This is a genomic window from Enterobacter sp. Sphag1F (genome assembly GCF_014193275.1).
Classification (GTDB): Bacteria; Pseudomonadota; Gammaproteobacteria; order Enterobacterales; family Enterobacteriaceae; genus Pantoea; species Pantoea symbiotica.
This window is the reverse complement of record NZ_JACHZD010000003.1, coordinates 101,343-114,839: the sequence shown is the minus strand read 5'-3', so window position 1 is coordinate 114,839 and position 13,497 is coordinate 101,343. Positions and strand designations below refer to the sequence as shown.

The following is a 13,497-nucleotide window of genomic DNA, read 5'->3' as shown; positions in this document are numbered from 1 at the left end:
TGCTTACGATTTAGCGTGTTATCGCCATTAGTTTCTCTTCGTTTAGGCGTACGCCATGATACGGTAGCGTCACTAGCAGACCATCCGGCAAGCCAGCTCGCTTCAACAGCGCCCGACTTTGGAACAGTAGCTGATGGTAATTGTTGTCGCTAATGCTCGGATAGCTCTCATTCCATACCGTGGCAATAATCTGACGCTTTGAGGTAATACGCAGCAGCAGGCAGGAGAAAAATCGTTTTTGCGCTTCATTCAACGAAATAACTTTGTGTTCAGGCCACCATGTTAAGGTGTTCTTAGCACTGTCTAACGTCAGGATGTCATGAAATACCAGATGGCGTAGGGCTTGTAATTGTTCCGGCGTATTTTGCGCCAGAAACGTTGTTTCTTTGAATTCCATAGGTAATCGGGTTTGGCAGAAGAAAGTGGCTGCGAGTATTCCCAACATTCCCGGTTGCGATCATTACGACATGTCTTAATCACTGGCTTTTGTGCGGCGCGGGACGTCACTTTCCTCTCAACGGTTAACATCACTCGATGTCTGATTTACACTCAGCGCTCATTTATTAAAAGCGGAATCCAGCTTATGAAACACCTGCAGGTTGCGGTGGGCATCATTCGCAATACAGAACGTCAAATCTTCCTTGCCCAGCGTGCGGCAAGCTCCTATATGGCGAATAAATGGGAGTTTCCTGGCGGAAAAATTGAACAAGATGAATCTGCCGAGCAGGCGCTCAAGCGTGAGTTGATGGAAGAAACCGGTATTGAAGTCACATCGGCAAGCGCAATTGGTCAGGCCGATCACAGTTATGAAGATCTGCGCGTTACGCTGCATTTCTTTCTGGTTGAAGGCTGGAACGGCGAGCCTTATGGCCGTGAAGGTCAGCCACAGCGTTGGGTCGAACAGCAGGATTTGATCGCGGATGAATTTCCGCCTGCGAACCATGAACTGATTAGCAGATTAGTGGCTGGCGAAATTTAAGTGAAGGGGCGGAAAGCCCCTTACTTTTCACTGCTGTTCTTCGCTCCAGTCATCGCTGTCCATCTGGTCACCGCTGCTGGGAATGCGTTTCTCTTCTGCTGCCCATTCACCTAAATCAATCAGCTGGCAACGTTTACTGCAGAATGGCCGCCACGGGCTCAACTCATCCCAAATCACATCGCGACGACAGTTGGGGCAAGGTACGGTAATAATCTCTTCCGGCATAACTTCCTCTAACAACAAGCTAATTCAAAATTCAGTCGCGCTGGTACTTCTCCGCGTTCGCTGTCTAACGGCAGAAAACGAATCGCATAACGGCTTTTGTGGCCCGAGACTTGCGGATAGAGCGCGTCTTCCAGCGTCAATTGCAGGCGCAGCAAATCAGATCCTTCGGCGTTATCCTGATAAAAGCCGTTGAGGCTGGTTTGATGACGAAAAATGCCAGACTGACGCACTAAATCGAGGATCATCGTCAAACTATTACGCAACGGATTCAGTGATTCCAGCCAGCCATTGACCTGAACATCTCGCACCGCTTGCTCCTGATGCAGCCAGATATGCAGGCTTGGTAGATCGAAACTGCAGCAGCCGCCGGGAATGCTCAGACGCTGACGCACCAGAGCAACCAGGCGATCTTCTCGCAACTGTTGGCCCATGCGCGGTGCCGCCATCAGTTCGCTTGAGTATTGCTTCAACTGCTGACGCAAATTATTCACGCGCAGTTCGTCAATGCCCGGCACATCCAGCCATGCGCGTAACTTTTGCTGTTGGCGCTCCAGTTCTTTTAGCAATTCAGTGCGCATATCGCCGCGCTCAAAAATATCCAGCAAATCACTGAGGATGCGGAACACGCCAAGTGCTGATACCGAACCGCTAACCGGCACCGTTTCATGCAACTGATCAATCAGATATTCGACGCGCAGCCAGGTACGCATCTTCTCATTCAAAGGGTGTTCAAACAGAACCACTGTGCTCATGATGTTAATCCTTTCCGGTTGCTGCCATGCGCAGATAGCGCTGGTGAAGCTCAGCAACGCGCGGTAGCACCTGCTCAGGTGTACCGCTGTTATCAATGATGTCATCCGCACAGGCTATGCGCTGTTCGCGACTGGCCTGTGCGGCAAGAATATTTTTCGCCTGACTCAGCGAAATGCCATCCCGCTGTTGTGTGCGTTGCAACTGCGTGGCGGTATCCACATCCACAACCAACACGCGATCGGCCTGATGCTGTAAGCCGTTTTCGACCAACAGCGGCACCACCCAAAGCACATAAGGTGAAGTAGCCAGTAACTTTAATTGTTGCGTGCGGGCATTAATAAGTGGATGAAGCAATTGATTGAGCCAGTTTTTCTCATGTGGCTGCTGGAAAATAATTTCACGAAGCCGTGCACGATAGAGCGTGCCTTCTGCCGTCAGAATGGTGTCTCCATGACGTTGAGCAATCGCCTTTAAGGCCGGCGTTCCAGGCTCAACAACTTCTCTGGCAATGACGTCAGCGTCAATAATATCAACGCCTAGCGCTGCGAAAGCGTTGGCAATAGTGGTTTTACCACTGCCAATGCCGCCGGTGAGCGCAACGGTATAAGGCATAACGTTCTCGCAAAATTTATATCGTGAGCGGCGATTAACCACAGCAAGATGAGAGCATGATCACAATCAATTTTCTCAGCTAAATTTAAGGGATTGTAGCCTAAATAAAGTGAAATTCGCAGTCTTGTCGCGGAACGAATGGCGCGTATGATAACGACACTGGAGCCGTGAGCGCTACCCGAACCGCGGTTCGTCGTCACTAACCAGGATAATCAGCTATGCGCATTGAAGAAGATCTAAAATTGGGCTTTAAAGATGTTTTGATCCGCCCAAAACGTTCCACATTGAAAAGCCGTTCCGAGGTTGAACTGGAACGCACCTTCACCTTTAAACACTCAGGCTTGAACTGGAGCGGCATACCGATTATTGCCGCCAACATGGATACCGTCGGTACTTTCACGATGGCTGAAGCCCTGGCGAGTTTTAACGTACTGACCGCAGTGCATAAACATTACAGCGTGCAAGAGTGGCAGACATTTGTGCAGCGCGTGCCAGCGGCGGTGCTGGGTCATGTAATGGTTTCATCCGGTACCTCAGAATCAGATTTCACCAAGTTATCCGCCATTCTGGCGCTATCACCGCAGCTTAACTTTATCTGCATCGACGTTGCTAACGGTTACTCTGAGCACTTTGTTCAGTTCCTGCTGCGCGTGCGTGAAAGCTTCCCGGGTAAAACCATCTGCGCAGGTAACGTGGTCACCGGTGAAATGGTGGAAGAGCTGATTTTGTCTGGCGCAGACATCGTCAAAGTGGGCATTGGTCCCGGCTCGGTTTGCACCACACGCGTTAAAACTGGCGTTGGCTATCCTCAGCTTTCGGCCGTTATCGAGTGCGCGGATGCGGCACACGGCTTAGGCGGACAGATCGTCAGCGACGGCGGCTGCTCGGTTCCGGGTGACATTGCCAAAGCTTTTGGTGGTGGCGCAGACTTCACCATGCTCGGCGGCATGCTTGCGGCCCACGACGAGTGCGAAGGAACCGTCGTTGAAGAGCAGGGCGAGAAATTTATGCTGTTCTACGGCATGAGCTCCGAATCGGCAATGAAACGCCACGTTGGCGGTGTTGCGCAATACCGTGCGGCGGAAGGAAAAACCGTGCGCCTACCGGTGCGCGGCCCGGTTGAGGAGACGGTTAAAGATATCCTCGGTGGCTTACGGTCAGCTTGCACCTACGTCGGTGCGGAACGATTGAAAGAGCTGACGAAACGCACCACCTTTATCCGCGTTGCTGAACAAGAGAACCGCGTGTTCACTCGCTGATCTCAGACATCGGGCGCGCATCGCGCGTGCCCGTTAGCGAATTGCATCGCCAAGACCAAATACCGGCAGATACATCGCAATCACTAACGTGCCAACAATTCCGCCAATTACCACCATCATCATCGGTTCCAGCGATGCCGCCAGAGCATCAGCGCGCGCTAACGTTTGTGCTTCATGCCATTCCGCCAGACGTGCCAGCATCACATCCAGCGCACCCGCTTCTTCGCCCACTCGGATTAGCTGGGCACAAAGGGGAGTGAACAGCAGATGTTGTTGCAGCGCCTGATGCAGCGGCGCACCCGCAGCAATGTGCTGCTGCAACTGAATGATGGCATCGCGCCACAACCGGGAAACCAGCGTCACCTCAACTGCCTGCAGACTTTGCAGCAAGGTTAAACCGGATTGCTGCGTAAGTTGCAGGATGGCGTATATCTGGCTGAGCTGCCCGCCGCGCCACAGCGGCGATAACAGCGGCATGCGCAGCAGCCATTGATGGACGCGCTTTTGCCACGCTACTGAACGACGATAAATTTGCTGCACAATCCCGATAAATACGGCGCATATCAGCGACAGCGGCAGTGCAGCTTTTTGCAGCAGTTCTGAGAGCGACATCACTGCGGCAGTAAAAGCGGGTAGCGGTGCATCAAAGCTGGCATAGACGGAGACAAACTCCGGCAAAACAAACAGCAGCATGCCAGCACTGACCGCCAGCGCCACCAGCAAGATAAACAGCGGATAACGCAGCGCCTTGACCACTTTCTGCCGTAAGTATTGCTGTTTACTTTGCTGCTGCGCCAACTGGCGACAGCACTCATCGAGCTGGCCGGTTAACTCACCCACTTGCATCAAAGCGGGAAACAATGGTGGAAAGATCTGCGGCCACTCCTGCAAGGCTTGTGAGAAGGGCTCACCGGCGATAACGCGGCGCTGCAATCCCTTAAGTAATACCCGCCAACCGGCATGGGGATGGCCTTCTGCCAACAGAATCAAACTTTCCGCCAGCGGCAAACCGGCCTTCAGCAGCGTCGCCAGTTGCCGCACCAGGTCGATTTTCTGCTGCCACTTCCAGTCGCGCGAACGCCAGCATTTTCCACGCTGCCAGCTCACCGGCAGCATGCCGCGATCGGAGAGTTGATTGAGCAACGCATCCTGGCTGGCATTGAGTGATTCGCCTTCCTGCAGCACGCCCATGGTATCGAGCGCCTGCCAGCGGAAATGATAGAGATTAGCCATCGCCCAATCCCACCACGCGCTGCATCTCTTCAAAGGACGTATCGCCGCGACTTACCGCTTCCAGCCCCGCAGCCAGCAAGGTTTTCATTCCCTGTTCATTTGCCAGCATGAGCAGATGTTCCAGCGGCATATCTGCCGAAATAGCATTTTGCAATTTGCTGGTTACCGGCAAGACTTCAAACAGCGCCAGTCGCCCGTAATAGCCGGAGAAGCAGTGATCGCAGCCGGGTGCTCGCCAGGTTTGCAGCGTACCCGGCCAGAGTTCGGCTGGCAGATGGGCGATAGCTTGTCCCGGCTGGCGACAATGCACGCACAGGCGCCTGACCAGACGCTGCGCCACCACCAACTGCAAAGCGGGACCCAGCAGATAGCCGGGAATATCCATCTGGCGCAGGCGCGTCAACGTTTCGGCGGTTGAGTTGGTATGCAGTGTGGAAAGCACCAGATGGCCGGTCTGCGCGGCTTTGACGGCGATGCTGGCCGTTTCGGCATCACGAATTTCCCCTACCATAATCACATCAGGATCCTGGCGCAGCAGGGCGCGCAGTACACGATTGAAATCAAGCCCGCTGCGCGGTTGGATCTGCGTTTGATTGATGCCATCCAGCGGGATCTCAACCGGATCTTCCACGCTGCATACATTCTTTTCCGGCACGTTCAGCGCGCTTAATCCGCTATAGAGCGTGAAGGTTTTACCGCTGCCGGTCGGGCCGGTGACCAGAATCAAACCCTGCGGTTTCGCCAGCGCACTTTTCAGCAAACGCAGCTGGGCGGCGGGCATGCCGAGTTTATCGAGCGTGATGGCGCTGTTTTCACTTTGCAGCAGTCGCACCACGGCTTTTTCACCCTGGCTTACCGGCAGCGTTGAAAGACGGAACGCTGCCAGTTTGTCGTCTATTTCCAGCGTAAACTGTCCGTCCTGCGGTAGACGTCGTTCAGCGATGTCCAATCCACCGAGGATTTTCAAACGCGCCAGGATCGCAGCGGGTTGTGTTTCAGAGGGCGGAGGCAGTTTGTGCAACACGCCATCGATGCGCAGACGCACCCGCAATCCATGGCGCTGCGGTTCGAAATGCACATCTGAGGCGCGGCGCTGAATGGCCTGGCGCAAAATCTGATCGACCGCGTTAATCGCGGACTCTGCGCTGGCGTGTTCTCGCGGTGCGGCGACGGCATCCGGTTCGTGCAGTAACTGCTCAAGACGTGCTGCAGGCCAGCACTCGACATCCACCTTGCACTGGCTGGCGAACTGTAACGCCTCCAGCAGCAGCGGGTCGGGCGTGTCGGCTACCGCAACGCGCAATAGCGTGGCGTCATGGTGCAGAATCACCGCCTGATAACGTGCGCACAACGCATGCAGCGCACTATTAGGATTGTCCATCAGTTGGCATCCTTGTCGGCAAAGCGGAACTGCTCAAGGCAGCTATCGCGCAGGCTGCTGTTATCGCTGGTGCAACTGCGTTGCCAGCTCAACGTGCCATCGGTTGCGCTCCAAATCGGCAGCATTTCAACCGTCAATCCGCTAAGACTTTCCTGGCCGGTCAGGTTGATGGTTCCGTTAACCACGCTGAGCGTTGCCACATAGCGCGATCCTTTGGCCACCGGAATGCCGCGTTGTCCTGCCTGACACTGAGCGGGCCCGCCGCGCTCAATGGCGCAGAGTTCTACGGCTGTTTTGTACGAAACCATGGTTTGCAGCATGTCGGTGAGTGCTGCGCGTTGCAGATAGTTTTGATAAGCCGGTAAACCGATGGCGCTGAGAATGGCGACGATGCCAATCACAATCATCAATTCAATTAGAGTAAAACCGCGTTGTCTGTCCATAGTGAGGCTCCTTGTTGTGGAGCCGCTACGGTAGAAAAGGGCGAGGAAAAGCGGAAGTCAGGCCTGCGCGAGGCTGGAAAGCATCGCGCAGAGAATCGTTAGGATTACAGCGGGAATAGCATAACTTTGGAAGCCATCTCGCATATCCGCCACTTACATACGGCAGATGCAGAGCATCAAAGTTCGCGGAAACGCATCGACAGATCCAGCGCACGCACATGTTTGGTCAGCGCGCCGACAGAGACATAATCAACGCCGGTCTGGGCAATGTGCGGCAGCGTGATTTCGGTTACGTTGCCAGAGACTTCCAGCAGCGCGCGCTTGTTGGTTAGCGCAACCGCTTCATGCATCATCTCAAGGCTGAAGTTGTCGAGCATGATGATGTCCGCTCCAGCATCGATGGCATCCTGCAGTTCTGTCAGCGATTCGACTTCAACTTCTACCGGCACATCAGGCGACAGCCACAGCGCTTTTTCTACGGCGTTACGCACCGAGCCGCTGGCGATAATGTGGTTCTCTTTGATAAGAAAAGCATCCGACAGGCCTAAACGATGGTTGTTACCGCCACCGCACAGCACTGCATATTTCAACGCGGTACGCAGGCCTGGCAAGGTCTTGCGCGTATCAAGCAGCTGCGTTTCGCTGCCCGCCAGCAGGGCGACATAACGGCTGACCTCGGTGGCCACGCCGGACAGCGTTTGCACGAAATTGAGCGCGGTGCGCTCTGCGGTTAACAGCAGGCGCGCCGGGCCGGTAAGCTCGAACAGCAACTGATCGGCAACCAGCGTTTGTCCATCTTCAACATGCCAGGTAAGGGTGACTTTATTACCAAGCTGGATAAAGACTTCTTCCACCCAGCGTTTACCACAAAAAACACCGGCTTCACGGGTGATGACTTTTGCCACCGCCTGTTTTTCAGCCGGCAGCAGCAACGCGGTGATATCGCGATCTGCATCTACTTCGCCGCCTAAATCTTCCTGAAGCGCACGGGCAACGGCTTCCGGAATATCCTGTTCAATACGTTTAATCAGTTCCTGACGGCGATGATCGGGATCGTAACGACGCGTTGCCATGGTTTTGCCACTCCACAAGACGAGATTTCGTGCGCTCACCTTAGCCTGATTTATCGGTCATTGCCAGTTGCTCGCGGTGAAATGTTTAGTATCCTGAACTCACCTGTAGCGGCGCATTAAGTCGCAAGTCTGCTGGGTGAAACATGTTATTCTCAGCCTGATTTTGGTTAGGATTTAACAGCATGAAACTGGAAGAGGGCTGGATTACCAGCGCACGTAAAGTACCTTCACCACACTTCAATCAGCGTCCAAATGATGAAGTGCCCTCGCTGTTGGTGATTCATAACATCAGCTTACCGCCCGGTGAGTTTGGCGGGCCGTGGATCGATCGCTTGTTTACCGGCACGTTGCCTGCCGATGCGCATCCCTATTTTGCGGACATCGCCCATTTACGTGTGGCGGCGCACTGCTTAATCCGCCGCGACGGCGAGCTGGTGCAATATGTCTCTTTCGATCAGCGCGCCTGGCACGCCGGCGTGTCGCAGTTTGAGGGTCGTGAAAGCTGCAACGATTTTTCCATGGGCATTGAACTGGAAGGCACCGATACGCTGCCCTATACCGATGCGCAGTACGCGACTTTGCAACAGGTGACTCACCTGCTGTTGCAGCACTATCCGTTGACGCCTGCGCGCATCACAGGCCATAGCGATATCGCACCAGAGCGGAAAACCGATCCCGGTTCCTCTTTTGACTGGTTGCGCTATAAAGAATCCATCAGGCAGGAGAATCCCTGAGACAGCAGGAGCGGGTATGACGTTGTTTAGCTTGTTATTAGTTTTAGGTTGGGAACGCCTTTTTAAGTTGGGTGAGCATTGGCAACTGGACCATCGGCTTGAGCCGCTGTTTCGTGGCCGCCAGCGTTTTTCCCTGCTGCGCACGCTGATGATGACAGTGATAGCGATGCTGATTGTCTGGCTGGTGGTGTGGAGCCTGAAAGGCATTCTGTTTGGCGTGGCGCAACTGTTGTTCTGGATTTTAGTGGGATTGCTGTGTATCGGCGCGGGTTCGGTACGACTGCACTATCACAGCTATCTCAAAGCCGCGAGTCATGACGATGAAGCGGCACATCAAGCGATGGCGGCCGAACTGACGCTGATTCACGGTGTGCCAGTTGAATGCAGCGAGCGCGAATTCCTGCGTGAACTGCAAAACGCGCTGATTTGGATTAACTTCCGCTTCTATCTTGCGCCGCTGTTCTGGTTTGTGGTCGGTGGACCTTACGGCCCGGTGCTGCTGGTGGGTTATGCGTTTCTGCGCGCCTGGCAGAGTTGGCTGGCGAAACATCATTCGCCGCTGGAGCGCTCGCAGTCTGGCGTTGATCGTCTGCTGCATGTGCTGGACTGGATCCCGGTGCGTTTGGCCGGCGTGGCTTACGCGCTGCTCGGCCACGGCGAACGTGCGCTGCCAGCCTGGTTTGCCGCGTTGGGCGATCTGCATCGCCCGCAATATCAGGTGCTGACCAGCCTGGCGCAGTTCTCGCTGGCACGCGATCCGCACATGGATAAAGTCGAAACGCCACGGGTTGCGGTGGCGTTGGCGAAACGTATTTCTCTGGTGCTGGTGGTGGTGGTCGCGCTGTTGACTATCTACGGCACGCTGGTGTGATCGGCGGGCGGCACGCCGAAATCCGGTGTGCCGTCTTCGCGCCAGTCAAAGTATTTCAAACGCGTATGGCGATTCGGATCCCATAGCGGATCGCCCTCGATTTCGGTGTAATTGCGCGCGTGATACACCAGCACCGCTCTTCCCGCTTCATCCACCGTAAAGCTGTTGTGTCCCGGTCCGTATTGCTGATTATCCCAGCTGGTGGCAAATACCGGCCGCGCGGACTTATGCCAGGCGCTGATGTTGAGCGGATCGGCTAACACATCAATACTTAATATTCCCAGGCAGTAATTTTCATCAGTCGCGCTGGCGGAATAGGTGATAAACAGCTTGTCGCCATGCTGAATTACCGCCGGTCCTTCGTTGACGCTGAATCCCGCGCACTCCCATTCATACTCCGGTCGGCTCAACATCAGCGGGGCGCTTTTCAACGTCCACGGATTGAGTAACTCAGCGAGATACAGGTTGGAGTTTCCGGGAATCGCCGGATCTTTTTGCGCCCACAGATACCAATGTTTGCCTTGATGCTGGAAATACGTCGCATCGAGAGAGAAGGAGTCGATGGGCGTATGTACGCGGCGGCAGGGCTGCCAGTTACCGCTTAGCGGGTCGGCATCATTACATACCAGCGCATACATGCGGTGCTGGAACAGGCCATCTTTAATTGCACGCGTCGGTGCGGCGGCGAAATAGATCACCCATTGCCCGTTGATGTGATGCAACTCCGGCGCCCAAATCAGCGCGCTGAACGGGCCGGTATCCGGCTTGTGCCACACCGTTACCGCTTCTGCCTCAATCAGGCCAGCCAGCGTCGAGGCATAGCGAATCTCCAGTCGGTCATATTCCGGCACCGAGGCGATAAAGTAGTAGCCATCGGCATGGCGCAGAATAAAGGGATCGGCGCGTTGAGTAATAAAAGGATTGGGCCAGCTCATTTGATCTCTCCAGGTTGCGCAGTCGCAGAGGACGCGATAGGGGATTCGTGGTGTGAATGGGCACGGCGCAGCGCCAGATCGGCCTGAATCGTACGCATTAAGTTGCGATCCACTTTCATTAAACGCACTACGCCGGCGGTAATCAGATATCCGACGCCCGGAATTACCGTGAACAGCAGCATGATGCCGTTTATGGCGTTGGGTGCCTGCTGTTTTGCGCCAGCATCGTAGCCGTAAATTGACAGCAGGAAACCGACCATCGCGCCTGCAACCGCCAATCCTACTTTGAGGAAGAACAGGTTGCCGGAGAAGCTCATACCGGTGATGCGTTTGCCGGTTTTCCATTCGCCGTAATCATCCACGTCGGCCATTAGCGACCAGTGCAGCGGCGACGGAATTTGATGCAGGATATTCAGCAGGAAGTAGGCGATCACCACCGCAACAGTGGCGTGCGGATCAATCCAGTAGAAGCCGCAGGAGAACAGCGCCAGCGCGATGTTGGTCCAGAAGAACACCTTGAGCTTGCACCAGCGATCGGTGAGGATTTTCGCCAGCGTGCTGCCGAACATCATGCCGATCACGCCAAGGCTGATAAACAGCGTGGCAAAGTGCGTAGATTGCCCCATCACCCAGGTGACGTAATACATGGTGGCGGCCATGCGGATAAAACCGGGGCAGACGTTGCAGAAGGTCAGCAGCAGAATGCGCACCCACTGATCGTTTTTCCATACGTCGCGCAGGTCTTGTTTCAAATCATCGTTGCTTGGCGTGGCAGGGCGAATGCGCTCACGCACCGTGGCAAAGCAGAACAGGAACATCACCAGACCAATCAGCGCCAGCACGCTCATCGCCAGTTGATAGCCGCGTGCTTTGTTGTCGCCGCCAAACCATTCAGCCATCGGCAGCAGCGAAAGTGAGAGGATCAGCGTGGCAATCCCCACCATCACAAAGCGATAAGACTGACAGGAAACGCGCTCTCCCGGATCGTTGGTAATCACACCGCCCAGCGAGCAGTAAGGAATGTTGATGGCGGTGTAAGTGAGTGACATCAGGAAGTAGGTGACAAACGCCCAGATGACCTTGTTGTCGTAGCTCCATTCAGGTGTGGTGAACATCAACACGCTAAACAGCACGTAAGGCACGGAAACCCACAGCAGCCACGGGCGGAAACGGCCCCAGCGGCTTTGCGTGCGGTCGGCAATCGCGCCCATGATCGGATCGGTAATCGCGTCGAGTACGCGCACTGACAGCAACAGTGTGCCGACCAGCGCCGGGGCTAAACCGAATACATCAGTGTAGAAATAATTGAGGAATAGCATGATGGCACCGCCAATCATGTTGCATCCGGCATCGCCCATGCCATATCCCAGTTTCTCCCTGAACGAGAGGGCTGCTCCTTTCATTGATCGTCTCCAGCGATATGATGAGCAGGAATTATCTGTACAAAATCAGTAATCTGCTGGGGAGCAAATGGTCGGGTAGATGGACAAAACGCGCGGCCGGGGAAAAGTGTGAGCCAGATCAGAAGTGCTGCCCGGCAACGGCGTGCCGGGCATAGAACAACATTACGCTTTCTGTAGTTTGTTCTTGATGGTGTAACCGATAGCCAGAATCACCAGCCAGACCGGGATCAGCCATACCGAAATCGCCATACCCGGCGTCATCAACATGATCACCAGCACACCGGCGAGGAACACCAGGCAAATCCAGTTACCCAGCGGATAGAGCACCGCTTTGAAGCGCGTGGTCACACCTTGCTGGTCTTTCTTCTTACGGAATTTCAGGTGCGCGAGGCTGATCATCGCCCAGTTGATCACCAGCGCAGAGACCACCAGTGCCATCAGCAGGCCAAAGGCTTCGCCCGGCATCAGGTAGTTGATCAGTACACACAGCAGGGTCGCAACGGCTGAGACCAGAATGGTCGCGACCGGCACGCCACGGCTATCAACTTTCAGCAGCGCTTTCGGCGCGTTGCCCTGTTGCGCCAGGCCAAACAGCATGCGGCTGTTGCAGTAAACGCAGCTGTTGTAGACCGACAGCGCTGCCGTCAGGATTACCACGTTCAGCGCGTTGGCCACAAAGGCATCGCCCAGCTCGTGGAAGATCAGCACGAACGGGCTGGTATCCGCCGTTACGCGCGTCCATGGCAGCAGCGAGAGCAGCACTGCCAGTGAACCGATATAGAAAATCAGGATACGCCACAGCACCTGATTGGTGGCTTTAGGGATGCTTTCTTGCGGATTATCGGCTTCCGCAGCGGTGATGCCCACCAGCTCCAGACCCCCAAAGGAGAACATGATAATCGCCATCATCATCACTAAGCCGGTCATACCGTGTGGCAGGAAGCCGCCCTGATCCCACAGATTGCTGACGCTCGCTTGTGGGCCGCCGTTGCCGCTAAACAGCAACCAGCCACCGAACAGGATCATGCCGATGACCGCGACCACTTTGATAATCGCGAACCAGAACTCCATCTCACCAAACACTTTCACGTTGGTCAGGTTGATGGCGTTGATCAGCACAAAGAAGATGGCAGCCGTGGCCCAGGTTGGGAAATCTGGCCACCAGAACTGCACGTATTTACCGACGGCGGTCAGCTCAGCCATCGCCACAAGCACATACAGCACCCAGTAGTTCCAGCCCGAGGCGAAACCGGCGAAGTTGCCCCAGTATTTGTAGGCGAAGTGGCTGAAGCTACCGGCAACCGGCTCTTCAACCACCATTTCGCCCAGTTGGCGCATAATCAGAAAGGCAATAAAACCGGCGATCGCGTAACCGAGAATCACGGCAGGACCGGCCGATTTAATCACTGATGCGCTGCCCAGAAACAGGCCAGTACCTACGGCTCCGCCCAGCGCAATCAGCTGAATATGGCGATTCTTTAAGCCGCGATGCAGCGTGTCGCCATGCTGTTGTTCCATACAAACCTCGTGATGTTGTTATTGTGCACCTGCAGTGCGCGCACTGTAAGGCTGTTTACCCTAATGTATTCTTTTCTT

The 13,497-nt window shown here is 54.9% G+C and carries 15 protein-coding genes; 4 read left to right on the top strand and 11 right to left on the bottom strand.

Annotation, left to right across the window (positions count from 1 at the left end):
- Positions 1–10: 10 nt before the first annotated feature.
- On the bottom strand, positions 11–397 hold the full coding sequence (locus FHW71_RS11355) for a response regulator (RefSeq protein ID WP_179451973.1): 387 nt from the start codon (positions 395–397) through the stop codon (positions 11–13).
- Between the two features lie 186 nt (positions 398–583).
- On the opposite strand from FHW71_RS11355, the gene mutT reads away from it, so the two are divergent.
- Positions 584–979, top strand: coding sequence for an 8-oxo-dGTP diphosphatase MutT (mutT, locus tag FHW71_RS11350; protein WP_179451974.1), 396 nt, complete (start codon positions 584–586; stop codon positions 977–979).
- Between the two features lie 27 nt (positions 980–1,006).
- Here mutT and yacG read toward each other — a convergent pair whose 3' ends face one another.
- The 3 genes from yacG to coaE are packed head-to-tail and all read right to left on the bottom strand — an operon-like array spanning position 1,007 to position 2,569.
- Positions 1,007–1,204: a DNA gyrase inhibitor YacG gene (gene yacG / locus FHW71_RS11345; RefSeq protein WP_061718119.1), complete on the bottom strand. Its 198-nt coding sequence runs from the start codon at positions 1,202–1,204 to the stop codon at positions 1,007–1,009.
- An 8-nt stretch (positions 1,205–1,212) separates the two neighbouring features.
- Entirely contained in the window at positions 1,213–1,956 is a 744-nt protein-coding gene (gene zapD, locus FHW71_RS11340; RefSeq protein ID WP_061718118.1) for a cell division protein ZapD, read from the bottom strand.
- A 4-nt stretch (positions 1,957–1,960) separates the two neighbouring features.
- Positions 1,961–2,569 carry a dephospho-CoA kinase gene (gene coaE, locus FHW71_RS11335; protein WP_179451975.1) on the bottom strand — a complete coding sequence of 203 codons (609 nt, stop codon included), beginning with the start codon at positions 2,567–2,569 and terminating at the stop codon, positions 1,961–1,963.
- Positions 2,570–2,787: 218 nt separating this feature from the next.
- On the opposite strand from coaE, the gene FHW71_RS11330 reads away from it, so the two are divergent.
- Positions 2,788–3,828 (top strand): GMP reductase, encoded by a 1,041-nt coding sequence (locus FHW71_RS11330; protein ID WP_179451976.1) that lies wholly within the window; start codon positions 2,788–2,790, stop codon positions 3,826–3,828.
- A 33-nt stretch (positions 3,829–3,861) separates the two neighbouring features.
- Here FHW71_RS11330 and hofC read toward each other — a convergent pair whose 3' ends face one another.
- The 4 genes from hofC to nadC all read right to left on the bottom strand — a co-directional run bounded on the left by hofC (position 3,862) and on the right by nadC (position 7,958).
- A complete protein-coding gene (gene hofC / locus FHW71_RS11325; RefSeq protein WP_061718115.1) occupies positions 3,862–5,061 on the bottom strand; it encodes a protein transport protein HofC in 1,200 nt (399 codons plus the stop codon).
- A complete protein-coding gene (gspE, locus tag FHW71_RS11320) occupies positions 5,054–6,442 on the bottom strand; it encodes a type II secretion system protein GspE (protein ID WP_179451977.1) in 1,389 nt (462 codons plus the stop codon). Before gspE ends, hofC begins: the two co-directional genes overlap by 8 nt.
- On the bottom strand, positions 6,442–6,885 hold the full coding sequence (gene ppdD, locus FHW71_RS11315) for a prepilin peptidase-dependent pilin (protein WP_154154180.1): 444 nt from the start codon (positions 6,883–6,885) through the stop codon (positions 6,442–6,444). Before ppdD ends, gspE begins: the two co-directional genes overlap by 1 nt.
- Positions 6,886–7,061: 176 nt before the next feature.
- On the bottom strand, positions 7,062–7,958 hold the full coding sequence (gene nadC / locus FHW71_RS11310) for a carboxylating nicotinate-nucleotide diphosphorylase (protein ID WP_179451978.1): 897 nt from the start codon (positions 7,956–7,958) through the stop codon (positions 7,062–7,064).
- A gap of 182 nt (positions 7,959–8,140) precedes the next feature.
- On the opposite strand from nadC, the gene ampD reads away from it, so the two are divergent.
- A complete protein-coding gene (gene ampD / locus FHW71_RS11305; RefSeq protein WP_008108575.1) occupies positions 8,141–8,692 on the top strand; it encodes a 1,6-anhydro-N-acetylmuramyl-L-alanine amidase AmpD in 552 nt (183 codons plus the stop codon).
- 16 nt (positions 8,693–8,708) lie between these two features.
- Positions 8,709–9,563 (top strand): beta-lactamase regulator AmpE, encoded by an 855-nt coding sequence (gene ampE, locus FHW71_RS11300; RefSeq protein ID WP_061718110.1) that lies wholly within the window; start codon positions 8,709–8,711, stop codon positions 9,561–9,563.
- Here the strand turns inward: ampE and FHW71_RS11295 are convergent.
- The 3 genes from FHW71_RS11295 to aroP form a co-directional block, all read right to left on the bottom strand.
- Positions 9,545–10,498, bottom strand: coding sequence for a family 43 glycosylhydrolase (locus tag FHW71_RS11295; RefSeq protein ID WP_154154173.1), 954 nt, complete (start codon positions 10,496–10,498; stop codon positions 9,545–9,547). The two genes, ampE and FHW71_RS11295, sit on opposite strands and share 19 nt — an antisense overlap.
- Positions 10,495–11,901 (bottom strand): MFS transporter, encoded by a 1,407-nt coding sequence (locus tag FHW71_RS11290; RefSeq protein ID WP_154154170.1) that lies wholly within the window; start codon positions 11,899–11,901, stop codon positions 10,495–10,497. The genes FHW71_RS11295 and FHW71_RS11290 overlap by 4 nt, the downstream gene beginning before the upstream one ends.
- 162 nt (positions 11,902–12,063) lie before the next feature.
- Positions 12,064–13,419 carry an aromatic amino acid transporter AroP gene (aroP, locus tag FHW71_RS11285; protein WP_008108568.1) on the bottom strand — a complete coding sequence of 452 codons (1,356 nt, stop codon included), beginning with the start codon at positions 13,417–13,419 and terminating at the stop codon, positions 12,064–12,066.
- Between the last annotated feature and the right edge of the window lie 78 nt (positions 13,420–13,497).